9 protein-coding genes are annotated in these 22,521 nt (G+C 71.1%); 1 reads left to right on the top strand and 8 read right to left on the bottom strand.

Annotated elements, in window-relative coordinates:
• Positions 1-78: 78 nt before the first annotated feature.
• Positions 79-282, top strand: coding sequence for a hypothetical protein (locus ACTWQR_RS14610; protein ID WP_443227456.1), 204 nt, complete (start codon positions 79-81; stop codon positions 280-282).
• A 54-nt stretch (positions 283-336) separates the two neighbouring features.
• Here ACTWQR_RS14610 and ACTWQR_RS14605 read toward each other — a convergent pair whose 3' ends face one another.
• The 8 genes from ACTWQR_RS14605 to sbnA form a co-directional block, all read right to left on the bottom strand.
• Positions 337-1,359, bottom strand: a complete 1,023-nt coding sequence (locus tag ACTWQR_RS14605) for a methyltransferase (RefSeq protein ID WP_443227455.1) — start codon at positions 1,357-1,359, stop codon at positions 337-339.
• 126 nt (positions 1,360-1,485) lie between these two features.
• Positions 1,486-2,454, bottom strand: coding sequence for an ATP-binding cassette domain-containing protein (locus ACTWQR_RS14600; protein ID WP_443227454.1), 969 nt, complete (start codon positions 2,452-2,454; stop codon positions 1,486-1,488).
• Positions 2,451-2,666, bottom strand: a complete 216-nt coding sequence (locus ACTWQR_RS14595; protein WP_443227453.1) for an MbtH family protein — start codon at positions 2,664-2,666, stop codon at positions 2,451-2,453. The genes ACTWQR_RS14600 and ACTWQR_RS14595 overlap by 4 nt, the downstream gene beginning before the upstream one ends.
• 25 nt (positions 2,667-2,691) lie before the next feature.
• A complete protein-coding gene (locus tag ACTWQR_RS14590) occupies positions 2,692-3,921 on the bottom strand; it encodes a cytochrome P450 (protein WP_443227452.1) in 1,230 nt (409 codons plus the stop codon).
• Between the two features lie 40 nt (positions 3,922-3,961).
• Positions 3,962-4,780: an ABC transporter permease gene (locus ACTWQR_RS14585; RefSeq protein WP_443227451.1), complete on the bottom strand. Its 819-nt coding sequence runs from the start codon at positions 4,778-4,780 to the stop codon at positions 3,962-3,964.
• Between the two features lie 64 nt (positions 4,781-4,844).
• Complete coding sequence (locus ACTWQR_RS14580) at positions 4,845-16,580, bottom strand: amino acid adenylation domain-containing protein (protein ID WP_443227450.1); 11,736 nt, start codon at positions 16,578-16,580, stop codon at positions 4,845-4,847.
• Positions 16,577-21,181, bottom strand: coding sequence for an amino acid adenylation domain-containing protein (locus tag ACTWQR_RS14575; RefSeq protein ID WP_443227449.1), 4,605 nt, complete (start codon positions 21,179-21,181; stop codon positions 16,577-16,579). Before ACTWQR_RS14575 ends, ACTWQR_RS14580 begins: the two co-directional genes overlap by 4 nt.
• On the bottom strand, positions 21,178-22,173 hold the full coding sequence (gene sbnA / locus ACTWQR_RS14570) for a 2,3-diaminopropionate biosynthesis protein SbnA (protein WP_443227448.1): 996 nt from the start codon (positions 22,171-22,173) through the stop codon (positions 21,178-21,180). Before sbnA ends, ACTWQR_RS14575 begins: the two co-directional genes overlap by 4 nt.
• Positions 22,174-22,521 lie beyond the last annotated feature (348 nt).

Raw genomic sequence — 22,521 nt, 5'->3', positions numbered from 1 at the left:
GAGGGGGACTGGCCGGACCAGACGTGGCCAGGGCAGATCCGCTGGGGCCCTGGCGGGGCTGAGCAAGAGGTCAGACGCGTGAGATCCGGCGAAATCACCGAGATCGCGTCCGAAGCACTCGGCCTCACCTGGGCGCCTGCCACCACGGGGTGGCCATCGGCCTGGCCCGGCATCCCCGCCCGCCCGGCCGCGAGCAGCCCAGACCGGCTGGCGGGAAAGCATCACGCAGCGTCAAAATGCGCGGCGTACTTCGCGCTGGTACTCATCTCCTCCCCCGAGTGATCCGGTCCCAGGCAGACCGGATCACCGCAGGCAGAGGTGTCCCCTCGCTGTTCCTCAGTCCTCGGCGGGCACGCCCTCGATGGCGTAGAGCTCCGCACCGCCGCTGAAGTACGGCATCTCCACCGCACGGGTGAACCGGAAACCACTGGCGGAGAACAGCGTCCGCCACTCCAGCTCGGTGCGCTCCTTGCCGCCGTTCATCAGCATCATGGTCAGGTCCAGCATCCGGGCCAGGCCCGGCTCATTGCCCGCCGGCACAATCCGCTCCAGGATGACCACCCGGCCACCGGGCCTAATCGACTCCCGCATCCGGCGCAGTACGCGAACGCTCTGCTCGTCGTCCATCGCGTGCAGCACACAGCTGATCAGGTAGGCGTCACCCTCGGGGAGCTCGTCGAAAGCGCTGCCCTCGCGCACTTCGACACGGTCCTGCACACCCGCTTCCTTGAAGTGGCGCATGGTGAGGTCGATTCCGGCGGAGATCTCCACGAGCACGCCCTTCATTCCGGGGTGCTCGTGAAGCACGGCGGCGAGCATCGAGCCCGTGCCGCCTCCGACATCGACCAGGGTGCCGATGCCGTCGAAGGAGTACGCCCGCGGCAGCGGCAGTTGCTCGGTCCAAGTGGCGGCGCCCATTCCCTTGCGAAACGCGTCGCCGGTGTCCTCCACCGTGTTCAGGTAGTCCCACAGCGGCATGCCGTACTCCATGTCGAACGCGCGCTCGCCGGTGCGCACGGCCTCGGGCAGCGCCCCGTAGGCCCGGTAGACCTCTCGGCCGTAGAACAGCACAAGGTCCTTGACCGAATCCTCTGTGTCGGTGCGCAGGAACTCGGCCTTTGGCGTCGTCCCGAACTGCCGGTTCTCCTCCTCACGGAAGTATCCGGCGCCGGCCAGCGCGCGCATCAGACGGTAGAGAGACCCGGCGTGCGTGCGGGTCCGCTCCGCCAGTTCGTCGATGCCGCGCACTCCATCGGCCAGATGATCGGCCACCCGCAACTGTGCGGCGCAGTACACCGCGGCGCTCAGCCACCCCGCATACATGTCCTCACGCACCCGAACACTGCTCACTTCGCTCATACCTCGTCCTCCGAGTTCTGACTCGCCTCGATCGGATGCGATGAGGCACTGGAAAAACGTCGAAAATACAGAAACGCACGAATCGGAGCCCGTCAGCAGCCGAGGATCCCGGACCGCCGACGGGCTTCATCCGTTGTCGGCGGAGTGGCCGACCAGGTTGAGGAACACGTCGTCCAACGTCGGCCTGCGCAGCACGAAGTCCGCGACGTCCACGCCGGCCTCGCGGAGCGCGATCGCGGCGGCACCGACCCCCTGGGCGCCATCGTTGAGCTGCACTGATACCCGCCCGGTCACATCGTCCACGGTAGGCGGCGACTGAGCGATCGGGGTGAGCGCGCGCACAGCCGCCGCGGTGGTGGTGGCGACCTCGTCAGCGCCGGCCGAGGCGACCAACTGCACCTCCAGCCGGTCCTCACCGACCTTGCGCTTGAGCTCGTCCGGCGTGCCTGCCGCGATCACCAGGCCCGACTCGATCACCGCGATCTCGTCGGCCAGCCAGTCGGCCTCGTCCAGGTACTGGGTGGTGAGCAGAACAGTCATGCCGTCGTCGACCAGGCCGCGAACGGTGCTCCACAGGACGATCCGGCTCGCCGGGTCCAGCCCGACCGTCGGCTCGTCCAGGAACAGCACCTCCGGCGACCCGATCAGGCAGCTGGCCAGGTCCAGCCGCCTGCGCATGCCGCCGGAGTAGGTGCCCGCCGGGCGGTCGGCGGCTTGGGTCAGCTCGAACCGCCGCACCAGCTCATCCGCGCGTGCCCGCGCCGTCCGCCGGCTCATGTGCAGCAGCCTGCCGAACATCACCAGATTCTCGCGGCCGGTGAGCAGTTCGTCGACTGCCGCGTACTGCCCGGCCAGCCCGATCCGCCTGCGCACCTGCGCCGGCTCGCGAGCCACATCGAACCCGGCCACCTCGGCCCGGCCGCCACTCGGCGCCAGCAGCGTGGACAGGATGCGGACCGCGGTCGTCTTGCCCGCCCCGTTGGGGCCGAGCAGGCCCAGCACCGCACCCGCATCCACGTCGAGGTCGATGCCGGCCAGCGCGGTCACCCCGCCATAGCGCCGGGCGAGGCCCTCGGCCCTGATGGCATGCGTCACCGCTGGGCCACGCGATCCCGCAACGACTTGGGCCGCATGTCGCTCCAGTGCGTCTCCACGTACTCCAGCGCCTCGGCTCGGGTGCTCTCCTCGAGCACCACGGTCCAGCCGGCCGGCACCTCCGCGAACGACGGCCAGAGCGAATACTGTTCCTCCGAGTTGGCCAGCACCCTGAAGGTGCCATTCTCGTCATCAAAAGGATTGCCGCTCATTTCCCCACTCCTCCTATACGCAACTTCAGCGTTCTGCGGTTATTGCAACCGGCAGCCCTAGGTACCCGTAAACGAAATTGGAGAACAGTCGCCGCGGCTCGCCGCGCAGTTCAATTTCGGCGACCTGGTCGCGCAAGGCCTCCAGCACCGCGGAAACGTGTGCGCGCCCCAGGAACGCGCCGATGCAGTAATGCGGGCCGTGGCCGAACGCGACGTGCCGGTTGGGCTTGCGGCCGAGATCGAACCGCTGCGCGTCCGGGAAGGCGTCCTCGTCGAAGTTCGCCGAGGCGTTCCACAGGGTCACCACGTCGCCCGCGCTGATCACCTCGCTCCCCAACGGCACGTCCTCGATCGCGCGACGCCCGAAATGCATGGCAGGCGTCGTCCAGCGCAACACCTCCTCGGTGGCGTCGGCGATGCTGACCTCCCCGTCCTTCAGTGCCCGCCACTGGTCCGGGTGCTCGGCGAACGCGACCAGCGCGCCGATCGAGGACATCCGGCTGGACTCGTCCGCGCCGAGCACCAGGCTGTAGCAGTTGAAGACGATCTCGTCCTCGGACAGCGGCTCCCCGTCCACCAGTCCGGTGGCCAGCGCGCTGACTACGTCCTCCCCCGGCGACCTGCGGCGCTGCTTGGCCAGCTCACCGAAGTAGAGCAGGATCTCGTTGCGTGCCAGCCGCTCCTCGAGCTGCGAGTCGTTCTCGTCATAGCGGGACAGGGTGCGGTTGTTCCAGTCGACCAACTTGCCGCGATCGGCGACCGGGATGTCCATCAGGTCGCCGATGGTGTTGATCGGGATGTGGTCCGCGACATCGGTGGCGAAGTCCGCCTCCCCCCGCGCGACCACCTCCGCGATCAGCCGCTGGGTACGCCTGCGCACCAGCTGGCCGACATGCTCCAGCACCCGCGGTGAGAACGACTTCAGCATCAGCTTGCGGGTATCGCGGTGCCGGAGGCCGTCGGTGACGGCGAGCATCTTGCCGGCCGCGGAGTCACCACCCTGCAGCAACGTGGACAGCACGTTGCCCTGTTCCGACGTGAACCGCTTGTTGTCCTTGTAGACCGCCAGGACATCCTCATAGCGGGATATCGCCCAGAATCCGGGCCGGTCCTCGGCGGGCGGATTCCAGTGGACCGGCGCCTTGGCGCGCAGCTCGCGCCACATCGCGGGCAGGTCGACGTCGATGAACGTGCGCGGGTCTGCCAGGTCCGGGAAACGCAGGTCGTCGCGCGCGTTGGCCGATTGCGCGGTCATGACGTCTCCATCTGCATCAGAACTCCTTCGATGGGCTTGCTCAGTGCGTACTGGTCCGGTAGCGCCGAATGCTGATCACGCCGGTGATCAGCAGCACGGCCGTGAGGGACACCACGACCACGAGGGCGGAGTGGGTGGCGGCGAACCCGGAGACGTTCTGCGGGTTGCCCCACAGCTCGCGCACCGCCGTGACCACGGCGCTGACCGGGTTCCACTCGGCGATCGGGCGGACCAGCGCCGGCATCTTGTCAGGCGAGATGAAGCCCGTGGACAGGAACGAGAACAGCACCGCGATGAGGCCGCCGACCGACTCGATGGTCTCCAGGTTGCGCCAGAGCAGGCCGAGCATGATGCCGACCCACACCATGGCGTAGACGAACACGGCCGCCACCCCGAACCCGGCGAGCACGGACAGCGGGTCGGCGTGCGGGCGCCAGCCGAGGACGAGGCCGGCGAGGGTGACCACGGCGATGCCCAGCAGACCCATCACCAGATCGGCCAGCGAGTTGCCGATCAGCACAGTGGCCCTGGAGATCGGCAGCGAGCGCAGCCGGTCGACGAGACCACTGCGCAGGTCCAGCGCGACGGCCACCGCCGTGGGCGTGATGCCGGCCAGGCCCACCTGCATCAGCCCACCGGCGAAGATGTACTCGGTGTAGTCGCCGTTGCCGGGCGCCACCACCGATCCGCCGAGCAGATAGCCGAACGCCACCAGCACGATGATCGGGTTCATGATGATTCCGACCAGCCTGCCGGGCGCACGGCGCAGCCTGCGCAGCCGTCGGCCCGCCACCGTCTCGATCTCGATCAAGGCCGACGCCAGAGGACTCTCCCGGGCCCGCACCACCTGCGTGGTCATGCCGCACTACCTTTCATCTGGGTCTCCGGTCGTCTGGACACGGCATCGAATTCCTGCACACCCATCAGGCCGAGCCGCCCTTCAGCAGACGGTTGATCACGGCGGCGAGCCATGCCTGCGGAGCCGGGTGCATGAGGTACTCGTGCCCGACGTCCACGGCGTGCCCGGTGAGTTTCGCGACGTACGGCCGCCAGCGGTCGGCCAGCGCCGCCTGCTCCGCGTCGTCGCGGTCCGCGGTGGCGACCACCAGGTGCATCTCACCGTCGTAGTGCTGCGGCACGAACTCCCGCAGCAGCGCCCCATGCCGGTGGGACAGCGCCATGATCCGGCGCACTGTGTCCTCGCCGAGCACGAGCAGCGGATGCTCGTCGCGGCGCAGCACGTCCAGCACGTCGTCCGCGGTGAGGTCGCGGCCCTCGAACCGGGCCCGATCGTGCCCGATCACCTCCAGGACGTTCACCAGCATCTCGGACTCGGACCGCTGCTCCGCCGGTTGGGCGTGCTCCGGGTAGCCGTCCAGATTCACCACCAGGGCGACCTGCGCTCCCGCCTTCCGCAACCGGACCGCGAGCTCCTGCACCACCAGGCCGCCGAACGACCAGCCGAGCAGGTGGTACGGGCCCTCGGGCTGGATCTCCCGGATGCGGGCGAGATACTCGTCGGCCAGGTCCCCCATGCTCTCGGGCAACCCCGCCGCACCGGACAGCGCGGGCGACTGCAGGCCGTAGACCGGGTGCCCCGGCTCCAGGCGCCGGGCCAGGCCGATGTACGGCATTGCGAAACCGACGCCGCTGTGCACGAAGAACAGCGGGGCACGATCGCCGTCCGGCCGGATCGGAAGCACCGGGGCGACCGGGTCGAACTCCTCGACACCCTCGGCGTCGTCGAACACGCGGCCCATCGCCTCGCCGCGCCAGGCCGCTGCCTGCTCAGCCGGCTGCCGCTCGCCCGCGACCGCGGCCAGCCCGGCGGCCGTGCGATGGGTGAACAGGTCCGCGATGTCCAACCGGAGCCCGGCCCGGACGGCGCGACCGATCAGCCCGGGGGCGAGCAGCGAGTGCCCGCCGAGCTCGAAGAAGTCGTCCAGTACACCCACTTCGGGCAGGCCGAGCACCTCGGCGAACACGCCACACAGCAGCTCCTCCAGCACCGTCTCCGGTGCGCGCTGGTCGGTGACCGCCGCCTCCGGCATCGGCAGCGCCGCCCGGTCCACCTTGCCGTTGGGAGTCAGCGGCCAGGCATCCAACACGGCCAGCACGGACGGACGCAGGTACTCCGGGAGCCACTCGACGAGCTGCGCGCGCAGTTGCACCGGCTCCGGCTCGGCACCCGGCTCGGGCACCACATAGCCGAGCAGCCGCGACCGTTCGCCGTCGACCGTCACGAGGGCGTCCTGGACGCCCGGAAGCGCGCGCAGCGCGGCCTCGACCTCGCCCAGCTCGATCCGGAATCCGCGGATCTTGACCTGGTGGTCACGGCGGCCGACGTACTCGAGCTGACCGTCGCGGCCCCAGCGCGCCAGGTCGCCCGTGCGGTACATCCGGGAGCCGGGCGGGCCGAACGGGTCGGCGGTGAACCGGTCCGCGGTCAGACCGGGACGGTCGTGGTAGCCGCGGGCGAGCCCGTCACCGGCGATGTACAGCTCGCCCAGCACACCGTCCGGCACCGGTCGCAGCGCGGAATCCAGCACGTACACCTGGGTGTTCGCGATCGGCAGGCCGATCGCGGGCGCCCCGGCCCGCTCGGTGTCCACCTCGGACGACGCGGACCAGATCGTGGTCTCGGTCGGGCCGTAGACGTTGAGCACCGAGTGGGCCGCCGCGGCCAGGTCGGCCGCCAACGGCTCGCTGATCGCCTCCCCGCCGGTGATCACACGCAGTCCTCGCAGTGCCGCGGCGTCCGCATCCAGCAGCGCCCGCCAGAGGCTCGGGGTCGCCTGCATGACGTCGATCCGCTCTGCCCTGATCAATGCCGTCAGCGCCTGCGCGTCACGCACCGCCGCCCGGTCCGCGAGCACGACCTCGCCGCCCGCCAGCAGTGGGACGAACAGCTCCAGGTTGGCCATGTCGAAGCCGAACGTGGTGGTCGCGAGGAAGCGCTCCGCCGCCGCGACCGCCAGTCTGCCGCGCATGTCGGTCAGCAGATTGCGCAGCGCACCGTGCGGCACGGCGACGCCTTTCGGGCGGCCGGTCGAGCCGGACGTGTAGATCAGGTACGCGGCGTGGTCCGGCAGCAACCCTGCCGGCTCCGCGGGGGCCGTCCCGTCCGCCTCGTCCAGCTCGTCCACCAGCAGCCGCGGCACGTCCGTGTCCGGCAGCGCGGCCGACGTCGCCGCGTCGGTGATCACCAGCAGCGGTCGCGCGTCCTCCAGCATGTAGCGGATGCGCTCGACCGGATGGTCGGGGTCCAGCGGCAGGTACGCCGCCCCGGCGCGAACCACCGCGAGCGCGGCGACCACCAGGTCGGTCACACGCGGCAGCGCGATGCCGATCACCGTGTCCAGACCGGCCCCCTGCGCGAGGAGCACGGCGGCCAACCGGCCGACCCGCCTGTCCAGTTCCCGGTAGGTGAGCGCATGCGTGCCGCAGCGCAGTGCGACCCGGTCCGGGTTTCGGCGCACCGACTCGGCGAACAGGCCGGGCAGCAGCGCGGTCGGCACGGCAGCATGTGTGTCGTTGCGCCGGACCAGAATGCGCTCCCGCTCGCCCGGCTCCAGCACCGTTATTGAGCCCAGCCGCTCGTCCGGCCGTTCGGCGACAGCGCGCAGCAGCCGGATCAGCCGCTCACTCAACCCCTGTGCCGAAGTCCGGGTGAACAGGTCCGAGCTGAACACGAGGACGCCGGCGATGCCGTCCGGTGCGCCGTCCGACCGCCGCTCGAACAGGTCGAAGGCCAGGTCCACCTTCGGCCGCGTGGTGTGGAGCGGCTCCTCGCGGCAGTCGAAGCCCGGCAGCCCCAGCACCGACGCGCCATCGCCCGCGGTGAACTGCACCAGCACTTGGAACAGCGGATGCCTGGCCAGCGACCGGGCCGGGTTGAGCTCCTCCACGAGGTACTCGAACGGCACGTCCTGCCGGGCGTACGCGGCCAGGTCGGTCTCCCGGACCCGACTCAGCAGGTCCACGAAACTCGGGTCCCCGCTGGTGTCGGTGCGCAGCACGAGCGTGTTCACGAAGAACCCGATCATGTCGTGCAGGCCCTCGTCGTCGCGGCCGGCGACCGTACTGCCCAGCGGGATGTCCGTACCGGCACCCAGCTTGGTGAGCAGCGCCGCGACGGCGGCCTGCATGACCATGAACAGCGTGCTGTTGTGCTCTTGGGCCAACTTGGCCAGCGTGCGATGCAGTTCGGCGTCGAGATCGAAGCGGACCATGTCGCCCGCGTGGCCGCTGACCACGGGCCGCGCGAAGTCGCGTGGCAGCTCCAGTTCGTCCGGCAGATCGGCAAGCACCTCGCGCCACTCGGCCAGTTGCGTCGACAGCGGGCCGTCCGGATCCCGCTCGGAACCGAACAGATCTCGCTGCCACACCGCGAAATCCGTGTACTGCAAGGCCTCTGGCGCCCAGTCCGGCGCCCGGCCCGCGAGCCGCGCCGTGTACGCCTCGACGAACTGCCGCAGCAGCGGTCCGGTCGACACACCGTCCACCGCGATGTGGTGGAACACCATGAGCGACACCGACTCGCCGTCGTCCAGCCGGTACAGGTGGGCCCGCACCGGGCACTCGGTCTCCAGGTCGAAGCCGCGGTCCACCTCACGTGCCAGCTCGGCCGCAAGGCTCGCGGCCGGCACGTCCACGACCCGCAGCCGCGGCCGGAACTCCGGCCTCGGCACCTGCTGCGGCACTCCGTCGGCGTCCTGGGGGAAGACCGTGTGCAGGACCTGGTGGCGGGCCACGATGTCGCCGAGCGCCGCCTCGAACGCCACCGGGTCAGGCACGCCCGAATAGCGAACCGCCATGGGCACGTTGTACGTGCCGGTGCCGCCTTCGGCCATGTGGTTGAGGAACCACAACCTGCGCTGCGCAAACGACAGCGGCCAGTGCTCGCCGTCGGCGAGCGGGGCGGCGGGCCGCAACGGCGGCCGGCCCGACTGCTCGGCCTCGGGCAGCAGCGCTGCCAGCGCGGCCGGGGTGGGCGCCTCGAACAGCGCGCGGACCGGCAGATCGACGCCTGTCTCGGCGCGCAGCCGGCCCAGTGCGAAGATCGCCAGCAACGAGTGCCCGCCCACCTCGAAGAAGTCGTCGTCAAGACCGACGCCGGTCTTGCCGAGTACCTCCGCGAACACGGTGCACACCAACCTCTCCGCCGGCGTCCGCGGCTCGCGGCTCTCCTCGGACGCGCTCGGCTCGATCGCCGTCAGCGCGGGGCGGTCCACCTTGCCGTTGGCCGTCAGCGGCAGCTCGTCGAGCAACAGCACCGCGGACGGCACCATGTAGTCGGGCAGGGCAGCCGCGAGATCGGCCTTCATGACCGCGGTGGTCGGCACCTGCGCGCCCGGGACGGGCACGACGTAGCCGGACAGCCACGTGTTTCCGTCCTTCCCGTCCACACGCACCGCGGCCTCCCTGACGTAGGGCAGCGCGCGCAGCGCGGTCTCGACCTCGCTCAGCTCGATCCGGAACCCACGGACCTTGACCTGATCGTCAAGCCTGCCCAGGAATTCCAGGTCGCCGTCCGGGCCCCAGCGGACCACGTCGCCGGTGCGGTACATCCGGCTGCCGTCCGCCGCTGCCGGATCGGCCACGAACGCGGTCGCGGTGCGCGCGGCCAGGCCCAGGTAGCCGACGCCCACACCGGCGCCGCTCACGTACAGGTCGCCGGGCACGCCGCTGGGTACCGGGCGCAGATCGGGGCCGAGCACGTGCAATGTCGTGTTGCGCAGCGGCCTGCCGATCGGTACCCGCTGGGCCGCCGCCAGCGGCGCGCGGATCACGGCGTGGGTGACGTCATCGGCGCACTCGGTCGGGCCGTAGCAGTTCATCAGCGGTACCCGTGGGAACCTGGCCAGCCAACGGTTGCACAGGTCCGGCGGCAGCGCCTCGCCGGTGATCGCCAGCCAGCGCAGTCGGCCGAGGTCGACCTCTGTGCCGTCGGTCTCCCACCGGTCGAGCGCGGCGGACAGCAGGGACGGGACCACCTCCAGCACGGTGACGTCCTCGCTCCGTACGGTCTCGAACAGCACGCGCGGCTCGCGGGCCACGTCGCGGTCCACCACCCGCACCACGCCGCCGACCAGCAGCGGCGTCAGCATCTGCCACACCGAGATGTCGACGGTGACCGGCGCGTTGTGCATGAGCCGGTCCTTCGGGGTGAACCGCAGTCCCTCGACCTTGGCGAGCAGGTGGTTGACCATGCCCGCGCGGTGGACCGCGACCGCCTTCGGCCGGCCGGTCGACCCGGACGTGAAGATCACGTAGGCGAGCGCTTCCGGGGCGTCCACGTCCGGCGCGAGATCGGCGGCGTCGTCCACCCGGTCCCCCAGCGGCACCAGCTCGACCCGCACATCGTGCTGATCGGCCAGCACGGTGAGCAGTTCGGTGCCGAGACCGCTGTGGGTCTCGTCGACCACCAGCTGGCTCGCCCCGCTGTCCAGCAGGGTGTCGACGAGCCTGCTCGGGGGTGCCGTGACATCCAACGGTACGTATGCCCGACCCGCGCCCAGCACGCCCAGCACGGCGGCGATGTGGCCGGCACCGCGGTCGGACAGCACGGCCACCCGCTCGCTGCCGGTCAGCCGCCGGGACAGCGCGCTGGCCCGGCCGACCAGGTCGGCGTAAGTGGTGGCACCGTCCGGGCCGACCACCGCGATGTCGTCGGGGTGGGCTGCGGCGCGCGCCCGTACGCGGGCCACGACACCCTCGTAGCGCTCCGCGGTGACCGGACCGGTGCCCAGCGCGCGAAGGTGCGCCTGCTCCGCTGCCGGCAGCGCGCCCAGTTCGCTCAGGCGGGCGTGCGGATCCGTGACTACCGCGGTCAGCAGTGCCAGGAACCGGTCGATGGTGCGCTGCGCGGTACTTCGGGCGTAGAGCTCGTTGCGATACTCAAGGACGCCGACCATCGCGCTCGGCTCGCCGTCGACGAAGCGCTCGTCGAGCAGCAGCGAGAGGTCGAACTTGGCACGGCGCAACGGAACCGGCTCGACCGATCCGAACAACGCGGCCGCCTCCGCGGTCGTATCCACTCGGCTTGTCATCGTCAGCATGTACTGGAACAGCGGCTGCCGGGTCAGTGACCGGTTCGGGTTCAGCGCCTCAACCAGGTGCTCGAACGGCAGATCCTGGTTGGCGTACGCGGCCAGGTCCGTCTCCCGCACCCGGTCGACCAGCTCGGCGAACGTCGGATCGCCACTGGTGTCGGTCCGCAGCACCAGGGTGTTGACGAAGAACCCGATCAGGTCCTCCAACGCCTCGTCGTCCCGTCCGGCGACCGGTGTGCCGACCGGGATGTCGGTGCCCGCGCCGAGCCGGGTGAGCAGCGTCGCGAACGCGGCCTGGACCACCATGAACAGGCTGGCGTCCAGATCGGCCGCGAGGCGGGTCAGGTCGCGGTGGAGCTGCGCCGGGACCTCGAACGGCAGCTCCTCGCCCTCGTACCGGGACGCCGCGGGGCGCAGGTAGTCGGTCGCGACGTCCAGAGCCTCGGGGATACCCTCGAGCGCCCTGCGCCAGTAGTCGAGCTGCCGCGCGGACACGCTGTCCGGATCGTCGGCGTCGCCGAGGAAGTCGCGCTGCCACACGCCATAGTCCCCGTACTGCACGGAGAGCGGCGTCCAGTCGGGGGCGTGCCCGGCGATCCGCGCCGAGTACGCGGTGCAGAGATCGCGCACCAGGGGCGTGATCGACGCGCCGTCGAATGCGATGTGATGGATCACCAGGAGCAGCACGTGCTCGCCGTTGTCCACTTCGTACAGCACGCAGCGAAGCGGCGTCCCGGTCAAGTCGATCCTTGTGTCCGCCTGGGTCGCGAGCGCGTCGTCCAGGTCGTCGGCCCCGATCCGCACGACGGTGACCGGCACCTCGGGCCGCGGATCGAGGACCCGCTGCGCGGCGGCGCCGCCGTCGTCGGCGTACACGGTGCGCAGCACCTCGTGCCGCGCGGTCACGTCGGCGAGCGCGGCGCGCAGCGCGGGCTCGTCGGCAGCCGCGGACAACCGCACCGCGATCGGCACGTTGTACATGCCGGCGGCCTCGTCTTCCTGCAGCCGTTCCAGGAACCACAGGCGCTGCTGCGCGAAGGACAGGCCGGTCTGCCTGCCGTCGCGGGGCGCAGGCAGCAGCGGCGGGCGTGCTGCCGCCGCGCCGCCGATCCGCAGCGCGAGGCCCGCGACCGTCGGAGCCTCGAACAGCGCCCGGATCGGCACCTCCAGGTTCAGCATCGACCGCAGCCGGGCGATCACCTTCGTGGCCAGCAGCGAGTGCCCGCCCAGGACGAAGAAGTCGTCGTCGATGCCGATCGAGTCCAGCCCCAGCACGCGGGTGAAGGCGAACGCGATGGTCTCCTCCAGCGGGGTTCTCGGAGCGCGGCCGGTGGGCCGTGCCACGGCGCCCGGCTCGGGCAGCGCTGCGCGGTCCACCTTGCCGTTCGGGGTCAGCGGCAGGGTCTCCAGCGCAACCAGCGCGGCGGGCACCATGTAGTCGGGAAGCGCCCCGGACACGTGCTCGCGCACCAGGTCCACGTCCGGCAGCTCGTTGCCGGGGACCGGGACGACGTAGCCGACCAGCCGTTTGCCGCCGCCATCCTCACCGAGCACCACGGACGCGTCACCGACCGCGGGCGCGTCGCGCAACGCGGCCTCGACCTCGCCCAGTTCGATCCGGTACCCGCGCAGCTTCACCTGGTCGTCCACGCGGCCCGTGTAGTGCAGCACACCGCGGTCGTCCCAGCGGGCCAGGTCGCCGGTGCGGTACATCCGCTCGCCGCTGGGATCGAACGGAGATGCCACGAATCGCGTCGCGGTCAAGCCCGGCCGGTTCAGGTAGCCGCGGGCCAGGCCGCCACTGACGTAGATCTCCCCGGTCACCCCGGCCGGTACCGGGCGCAGTGCGGAGTCCAGGAGGTACACCCGATGCGCCGCCAACGGCCTGCCGATCGCCGGGCGTTCGGGCCCGTGCAGCGGGCCCGCGGCGGTGGCGGCGAGCACGGTCTCGGTCGGGCCGTAGCCGTTGAACATGCGGACGCTGTCCGACCAGCGCGTCACGACCTCCTTCTGGCACGCCTCGCCGGCGACCACCATGGTCAGGTCGGAGGGCAGGGTGCTGCCGTCGGGCAGCGCCGCGGCGACAGCGGGAGGGAACGCCAGCAGGTTGACCCGCTGCTCGGCGATCAGGTCGACCAGGGCCGGGCCGGGCAGCCTGCTCAGCTCGTCGGTCAGCACCAGCGTGCCGCCGCCGAGCAGCGCCATCGACCACTCCCAGATCGACGCGTCGAAACTGGACGGCGCGAACTGCAGCATCCGGGTGCCCGGCGAGACGTCGAACCGCGTGATCAGGTCGAAAACCATCTTGGTGAACCCGAGGTGGTCCACCACGACTCCCTTGGGCCGCCCGGTCGAGCCGGACGTGTAGATCACATACGCGGCATCGGTGGGCAGGAGCGGCCGGGTGCGCTCGGCGTCGGTCAGGTCGCCCGCGGACCGGGCGGCCACCCGCGCCACGCGGTCCGGGGCGTCGACCAGGATCATCTCGGCATCGCACTCCGGCAGCGCCTGGCCGATGCCCACGGTGGACACGATCACCGCGGGCCGGGAGTCGCTGAGCATGAACGCGATCCGGTCGCTCGGATACTGCGGGTCGACCGGGACATAGGCGGCGCCGGCCTTCTGCGTCGCCAGCACCGACACCAGCAGTTCGGGGGTGCGGGGCAGCACCAGCGCGACGACCGTGTCCGGGCCCGCGCCGCACGCGACCAGCTCGCGCGCCATCCGGCTGGCCCGCGCGTCCAGTTCGGCGTAGCTCATCGTGCCGCCGGGCCAGCTCAGAGCCGGCGCGTCCGGCGCAGCGGCGACCCGCTCGGCGAACAGCGTCGGCACGTCGCACACGCGGCGCTCGGCGATCGAACCCGCCCACGGGCCGACGATGTCGCCACGCTCGCCGGTGGTGAGCGCGTCGAGGGTGCCCAAGGGCCGGTCCGCGTTGCCCACCACGGTGCCCAGCAGCCCTATCAGCCGCTGCGCGACCCGTTCGGTGTCGGCCGGTCCGAGCAGGTCCGGCCGGTAGGCCAGCTGCAGCTTGATCTGCCTGCCCGGATGCACCAGCAGTGCCATCGAATACTCGCCGGAGAGTTCGGCGCGGATGTCGTCCACCGCCAGGCCCGGCACGATCGCGCTCAGCTCCGCGATGTCCATCGGGTAGTTCTGGATGGTCACCGACGTGTCCAGCAGCCTGCGGATCCCGGTCAGCCGCTGGATGTCGCCGAGACCGAGATGCTGGTGCTCGGCGAGACCCAGCTGCTGGTCCTGCAGGTCGGCCGCCATCTCGGCGAACGACCGGTACGGGTCGAGTCGCACCGGCACCGGCAGGGTGTTCACGAACATGCCGACCATCTCGTCCACCCCGGACAGGTCGGCCGGCCGGCCGGACTGCACGCTGCCGAACACCACGTCCTGGCTGCCGGTGAGCTGGCCGACCAGGATCGCCCAGCAGCAGTGCATGACGGTGCCCAGCGTGAGGTCACGGCGACGGGCGAACTCGGTGACCGCCGAGGTCAGGTCCGCCGACAGGTCGAAGAACAGATGCTCGGGCCGCACCGGCGGGACCTCGTCGCCGTGCGGTGCGACCAACGTCCCCTCGGAGACGTTCGCCATCGCGGTCCGCCACGCCTGCTCGGCGGTCTCGACGTCCCGGCTGTCCAGCCACGTCAAGTAGTCCTGGTACGGCCGAAGTTCGGAGAACTGCGCCGCACCCCCTCGGTAGGCGGCCAGCAGCTCGCGCATCACGATCGGGGTGGACCAGCCGTCCGCCACGATGTGGTGGAACGTCCACAGCAGACGGTGTCTGTCCGGACCGACGCGGATCAGCGTGAACCGCATGAGCGGCGGCGCGGCCAGGTCGACACCGCGGTCCCGGTCGGCGGCCGCGAAATCGGCGAGCTCCGCCTCGGATGCGCCGGTCATGTCGACTTCCGACCACGGCAGCTCGACCGACTCGGGGACAACCTGCAGCTGCTCGCCGGTCGCGCTGTAGCGGAAGCAGCAGCGCAGGTTGACGTGCCGGTCCAACAGGCTCGCCGTGGCGGCGCGCAGCCGATCGGGAACCAGCGGGCCGGTCAGGTCCGCGAGCACCTGGACGTGGTAGACGTCCAACTCGTTCTTGTGCAGGCCCGCGTGGAACAGCATGCCCTTCTGCAGAGGCGACAGGGACAGCACGTCCTGCAGCGGGCCGAGGTCCGCCTCGAGCCCGTCGATCTCCCGCTGAGTCAGCGTCGAGACCGTCAAGTCTGATGGCGTACGACCGCCCGCGCCCGGCGTGGCGGTGTGCTCGGCCAGCAGGTTCAGCAGCCGCAGCCACTCCTCGGCCAGCTCCTCGCCGCCGGGAAGCAGGTCGGGCAGGTACGCCCAGTCGGCGACCAGCCTGCCGTCGCGAACCGTCACGGTCACGGTCACCACATGGCCGACCGGCATGGCGGGGTCCGCCTCTGCGGCCACCGGGCCAGGCAGCTCGCCGTCGAACCGCAGCCTCACCTGCGGGGTCCCGCGCCGGGCGAGCACGCCACCGGTCTGCGGGTTGAGGTGGCGCAGCACGCCGTAGCCGGAACCGCCGTCCGGCAGCGCCCGCAGCTGCTCCTTGACCCGCTTGATCGCATCGTCCAGGTCCGCATCGCCAGGGGCGAGGTCCTCCACATACGTCACGGCCGCATCCGCGCGAACCGGGAAGCCGCTGGTACAGCGGCCGACCGTACGGCCGAGGTCCAGTCCCTCGACGAGCCGCTCCCGGCCGTATCCGTCCAACTCGACCAGCACGGCGGTGCGGCCCGTCTCAGCCTCTCCGCGGTGCGCGGAGCCGGCCAGCGCCAACGCGGACAGCAGCGCGTCCTCGGTGGTCGCATGGAACGCCGACGGCAGCGTGGCCAGCAGCGCCGCGCTTGTCCCGGCGGGCACCTCCTGCCGGAGGTGACGCAGCGCGGCCACGGTGTGCGTCGCCGGGTCCAGCACAGCGTCCGGCACCAACTGGGCATCGGAGTCGAGCTGTTCAGTCCACGACGGCAGCTCACGCACTCGGCGCGCGGCGCGCGCCTGCCCGGCCAATTCGGCCGCCCATGCCCGGTAAGGCACCGGCACGTCGCCGGCCACCGGCGCGCGACCGGCGACGGCGTCGCGGCACCCGGCGAGCAGGTCGTCGGTGAGCACCCGCCACGACGCGGCGTCCGCCACCAGCTCGTGCGCCAGCATCAGGATGCGCTTCCCGGTGAGCACCACCTGCAGCGTGACGCCTTCGCCCACCGCCAGCCGGGTCCGCGCGGCCACGGCCAGCTCGGCCGGGTCGACGTCCGCGGCGGCCTGGGTCACGAGCCGCTCCGCGCGCACCGCGTCCGCCGGCAGCACGCCCGCCGTCAAGAGGCCCTCGAACGGTGCCGTCAGGCACAACCGCAGCGCCTCGTGCCGGTCCAGCAGCGCCTGCACGGCCGCGGTCAACGCGGCCAGGTCGGTGCCCTCCGGGGCGTCCACGACCAGGTATTCGCCCAGCTGCGCTGCCGGATCCGGCAGCGCACCGGCGCGGTCCCGAAGCCGCTGCACCGACGGGGTGAGCTCGACATCGTGCACGTCGTGCTGTCCGCCCTCCGCGGCTGTCTCCGGCTGTGTCACGATGTCTCCCTATTACCGTTGAGTCCGCTGTGGACGACCAGGGCGCGCAACGCCCGGAACCAGGTGTGCGCGATGTCCTCGGCTTCCGCGTCGCCGAACAGCTCGCCTGCCCAGAGCCAGTCGGCCACCAAGTGCGGCCCGGTCGGCCGGTCCTCGGTGGCGGGTGTGACGGCCAGGACATGCCGCAGCGGCATGTCCTCGCTCGTGGCGGTGCTGATCACCGCGTCGCCGCCGTCCAGCCGCCAGGCGCCCGTCCCGGCACCCGCGGTGAACCGGCCCAAGTAGTTCAGGCCGAGCTCGGGCGGCGCGAACCGCGCCAGCGCGGACTCCGTCTGAGCATTGAGATAGCGCAGCAGGCCATAGCCCAGGCCGCGGTCGGGGACGGAATGTGAGCGCGCCGCGAGCCGTCCCAGCGAGGCACCGCCCGCCCAGAGGTCGTCCCAGTCCGGCGCCGCGCCGTCCACCGACATATCCAGCCGCACCGGGAAGATGCTCGTGAACCAGCCCACCGTGCGGGCCAGGTCCTCGTCGGCGATCGGCTCGCGACCGTGTCCCTCCAGCTCCACCTGGACCTGCTCGGCAGGCTCGCCCCTGCGGCGCCGCCAGTCGGCGACGGCGATTCCCAGCGCGGTCAGCAGCACGTCGTTGACCTCGACGCCCAGCGCAGCCGGGGTGACGCTGAGCAAAGCCCTGGTGGTCTCCGGCGGCAGGACCAGGCGCAGCGAGTGCCCGGTGCGGTAGGTGTCGCGCAACGGGTCGAGCGGTCGGTCGGCCAGCGGCGGCCCCGGGTCGCGCACGTGCTCGAGCCAGGCCGGGAACTCCGCGAGCCGGGCACTGGACCGGGCGTTCCGGCCGAGCGCGCGGCACCACTGGCGGTACGAGGTGCCGACGGCGGAGAGCGCGATGTCCCTGTCCGCCACCGTGGACTCCCACGCCTCGCGCAGGTCCGGCACCAGCACCCGCCACGACACGCCGTCCACGCACAGGTGGTTCACCAGCCACAGCAACCGGTCCGGGTCGCCGTCCGCGCCGCGGACCAGCACCGCCTGGGTGACGATCCCGCGCTCCGCGTCCATTCGGGCCTGTGCGGCCGCCGCGAGTTCCGGCATCGGGGCGGAGACTTCCTCGGTGAGCACGTCGCTTGCCTTCACCGCCCCGGGCGGCAGTGTCTCCATCACCCACTGCCCGGCAACCGGGACGCTCACCTGCATCCGGAGCGCGTCGTGGTGGTCCAGCACGGCCTGCAGCGCGAAGCCGAGCCGGTCGACGTCCACCCCGGACGGGACCTCGACCACCACGTACTGGCCGTAGCGGCGGGCCGCCTCGGGCAGGCCGTCCGCGGCCAACAGCGCCAGGTCCTCGCGCAGTTGCGCGGTCACCGGAGGCAGCTCGACCTCGCCGACGCCGTCCTCCGAGCTCGGCAGCGACGACTGCCGCACCGGCACGGCCGCGGCCGCGATCGCGGCCGGGGTCTTCAGCTGGAAGATCTGCCGCGGGGTGACCAGCAGGCCCTCCCGGCCGATCCGGCTGGAGACCTGGATAGAGATGATGCTGTCCCCACCCAGGTCGAAGAAGTTGTCGTCCGGGCCGATCACGGGCAGGCCGAGCGCGTCGGCGAACAGCCGGCAGAGCAGCTCCTCCTCGGGTGTCTCCGGGTCCCGGCCCTCACCCGCCCGAGCCACGTCGTCCGGCTCCGGCTCGGGCAGCGCCCCGCGGTCCACCTTGCCGTGCCCGGTCAGCGGCAGCGCGGACAGGGCCACCAGCACAGACGGCACCATGTACTCGGGTAGCACCGCGCCGAGCCGCCCGCGCAGCGATGCCGGATCGGCCTCCGCGGCACCCGTGGGCACCACATAGCCGACCAGCCGCTGCCTGCCGGGCTCACCGAACACGGCTGCTGCGGCGTCACGCACCTGCGGCAGTGCGTGCATCGCGGCCTCGACCTCGGCCAGTTCGATCCGGTTTCCGCGCAACTTCACCTGGTGGTCGCGACGCTCCACGAACTCCAGCTGCCCGTCCGACCGCCAGACCACCCGGTCGCCGGTGCGGTACATCCGCGAACCACCGCCCGCGAACGGATCGGGCAGGAACGTCGTCGCGGTCTTCGCCGGATCGCCGAGATAGCCGCGGCCGACGCCGGAGCCTCCGACGTACAACTCGCCGATGGCGCCACGGGGCACCGCACACAGGTCGTCGCCCAGCACGTACAGCGAGGTGTTGCGAACCGCGCGCCCGATCGGTACCCGGCGCTGCGCCGTGCCGGTGGTGCCGTCCTCGGCGGTGAGCACCGCGTGCGTGACATCGTCCGAGCACTCGGTGGGACCGTAGGCGTTCAGTACCGGGATCTCCGGTTCGCGGCAAAACCAGCGGCGGCACAGGTCGACGGGCATCGCCTCGCCCGTCACCAGGAGCCAGCGCAGGGTGCGCAGCCGCGGGCCGCCCTCCAGGGCGTCCCACGAGTCCAGCGCGGCGCGCAGCAGCGACGGCACCACCTCGACCACTGTGACGCCTTCGCTCACGACCAGCGGGAACAACAGGTTCGGGTCGGCGGCGACGTCACGCGACACGATGCGCACCCGGCCGCCGACCAGCAGGCCTGCCAGCATCTGCCAGACGGAGATGTCGAAGGTGAGTGGCGCGTTCTCCAGCACCGTGTCGGCCGGCGTCAGGCCCAGGTCCTCGATCTTGGCGCGCAGGTGGTTCACCATGCCGCCGTGGTGCACCATCGCGCCCTTCGGTGTACCCGTGGAGCCGGAGGTGAAGATGACATACGCCAGCGCGTCCGGGTTGTCGGGCAGTCCGACGAGGTCGGTGTCCTCGGCATCGTCCAGCAGCACGATGTCGGTTTGGGTCCCGGCGGCGATCTCGGTGGCCAGCTCAAGGTGCTCGGCGTCCACCAGCAGGCAGCCGATCTCGTTGCCCGCCACCAAACCGGCGGTGCGCGCGGCCGGGGCTCGCACGTCCAACGGCACGTAGGCCGCGCCGGCGCCCCAGGTGCCGAGCACCCCGACGACGAACGCGGCGCCCGGCCCGGCGAGTACCCCGACCAGCCCGGTGTCCGGCAGCCGCGGGGCCAACGCGTTCGCGCGCGCGACCAGTTGCCTGTAGGTCACCTCCCGTGGCGCGTCACCGGGACCATCGATCAGCGCCACCGCGTCCGGCTGCTCCGCGGCGATCGCACGGATCGTCGCGGGGACGCTCAGGTACGGCTCGTCGCGGACCGGCCCGGCGGACATCCGGTCGTAGTGGCCGACCTCGATCGCGTCGAGCAGCGGCACCTCGCCCACGGGAGCCTGCGTCGCGGAACCGGCGAACCGGCCGAGGAACGCCGCGAACCGGTCCAGATGATCGGCCACCTCGGCCGAGTCGTACAGGTCCGGGTTGCCGTTGATGCTCAACTGCAGGCTCACGCCCGGGTTGTCGACCGTGGTCACCATCAGGTCGCTGACCAGGCCGGTAGTGAGGTTCTCCACCGTCGCCGTGCACGGGCCCAAATCCAGCGCGGTCAGCAGCGGCAGCATGTTCACGAACGGGCCGGCAGGCCATCGGTCGGCGGCCTGCAGGCCGAGGTCGCGGCGAATCGCGCCGACCCGGTAGCGCTGGTGGCGCAGCAGTCCGCCGAGGTCCGCCGAGGTTCGGCGGAGCAGTTCCAGGCGGCTCTCCGCGCGGTCGACATGCACTGCCATCGGGAGGAAGTTCGCGGTCATCCCGGGCACCTTGAGGGCGGTGGCACTCGTCCGGGCGCTCGCCGCGACAGTCAGCGTCACGTCCGGGGCGCCCGTGATCCGGTTGGTGTAGAGGGCGGTCGCGGCCATCAGGAGCGCCCCGGTGCTCACCCCGGCCTCGGTCGCGGCGCTGCGTACCGCTCCGGACACCCGCTCGTCCAACATGCGGGTACGGCGCAGGAACTCGCGGGGCAGCGAGTCCACCGGCGACCGGGTGGACAGCGTGGTCGCCGCGCTGGGCCGCGGAAACCGGGCCAGCCAGAACTTGCGGTCCCGCTCCTCGAAACGTGACCCGAGGTAGGACTCCTCCTCCTCGATCAGCAGCTGCAACCGCGGCAACGCACCCTGGCGCGGGTCGCCGCCGACGGCACGGTTGGCGTAGATCTCCGCGAACCGGCGCCAGTACACGACGTGGCTGTAGCCGTCGCTGACCGCATGGTGGATGCACAGGTACAGCTGCGTCCGCTCGGGGGCCAGTCGCAGCGCGGCGAGCCGCATCAGCGGGAAGTCGGTCATCGCGAACGGGCGCACCAGGTCGGTGTTCATCCACCGCCGGGCGGCGGCCTCAGGGTCCGGCTCACCGGACAGGTCGTGCCAGCTCATGGGCAGGGCGGACAGCGGCCGTACGGTCTGCTGGGGCAGCCCGTCCTGCTCGACGAATTGAATCCGGGTGCACTCCGCCTCGTGCACCAGCTGCCGTACGGAGGCCTCCAGCACCGCGGGCTCCAACGGGCCGCGGATGTCCACGCACACGCCGGAGTTGTAGGCCGGCGTCCCGCCGGAGAACTGCTCGTCGTACCAGATCTCCGCCTGCCCCGGCATCAGCGGGAACACGGTCCGCGTGTCCGCCATCAGGTGCTGCTGCGCTGGGGTCACGACTGCCTCCTCGTGGTGGCGGACTCCTCCACGGTCGGCGCCAGCGCGCCGACCCCGAAGTGCTCGGTCACCCACTCGTCGTCGTAGATGGTGTCCAGGTAGCGCTCACCGAGATCCGGTGCGATGGCCACAGCGGTGAGGTCGCCGGCCGGCGCGTGCTCGGCCAGCCAGCGAAGCGCGCCGGCGACGACGGTCCCGGTCGAGCCGCCGAACAGAAACCCGTTGCGCTGCATCGTCCGGCAGGTGCGCAATGTGTCCGGTTCGGCCACGCGGACCACTTCATCGACGTATGACCGGTCCAGCAGGGTGGGCCGCACGGCGGTGCCCAGGCCCGGGATCAACCGCGGCGCGGGCGGGAACCCGAAGGTGATCGACCCTTCCGCGTCGACCGCCACGATCCGCACGGACGGCTTCTCCTCGCGCAGGTAGCGTGCGCAGCCCATCAGCGTTCCGGTGGTGCCCGCACCGACGAACAGCACGTCCAGTTCCGGGAACTGCTTGAGGATCTCCGGGCCGGTCGTGCGCGCGTGCGCGATCCAGTTCGCCGGGTTGCTGTACTGGTCGAGCCAGACGTACCGGTCGTTCTCCCGGCACAGCTGTTCCACGCACGCCAGCCGGGCGCCGAGCAGTCCGCCCTCCGCATGCGGCTCGGTCACCACATGCACCTCCGCGCCGTGCGCCCGCATCAGCCGCCGCGCGCTCAGCGTGCAGCGCGAATCGGTGACACACACGAAGCCGTAGCCGTAGCTCGCCGCGACGATGCTCAGCGCGACGCCCAGGTTGCCCGACGAGCTCTCCACGATGGTCGTGCCGGGTCGCAGCACGCCGGCCCGCTCGGCGGCGCCGATCATCTCCAGGGCCGCCTTCAGCTTCACCGAGCCCGCGAAGTTGAAGCCCTCGCACTTGAGGTAGAGCGACTTCCCGAACATGGGCTCCATGGCCACATAGAGGTCCCCGACGTTGAACTCCTGGGGCTGGGTGATGACCGTCATCGCGTCTCCCGAAAGTCCGCTCCGCGACGCCGGCAGCGCGACTCCTCAATTGTTTTCTCGCGTCCGGAAAGAAATCGTTGGGTCCGAACCCCAAAAATTATCGAGAAAGCTGGCCGTGACTCCGTCATCGACATCTTCTCCGAACCCCTAATCCCATCCCTGACTCGCAATACGCGACGATGATTGCTTCCCTCGCTGACAGGGCGATGACGCAACACTGACGGGCCGGCTCGACACCCGGGAACACACGGTCTGAGGAGGAAATATAGAAAGATTCAAACTTCTCACAAAGAGCATCCTCTTCGATTCGTTGACACTCGAGGACTCCCATGAGAAATTCTGCAAACG

The organism is Streptomyces sp. 2A115 (genome assembly GCF_052245575.1).
Classification (GTDB): Bacteria; Actinomycetota; Actinomycetes; order Streptomycetales; family Streptomycetaceae; genus Streptomyces.
Note: the sequence above shows the minus strand (reverse complement) of the source record. Positions and strands in the feature narration are given on the sequence as shown.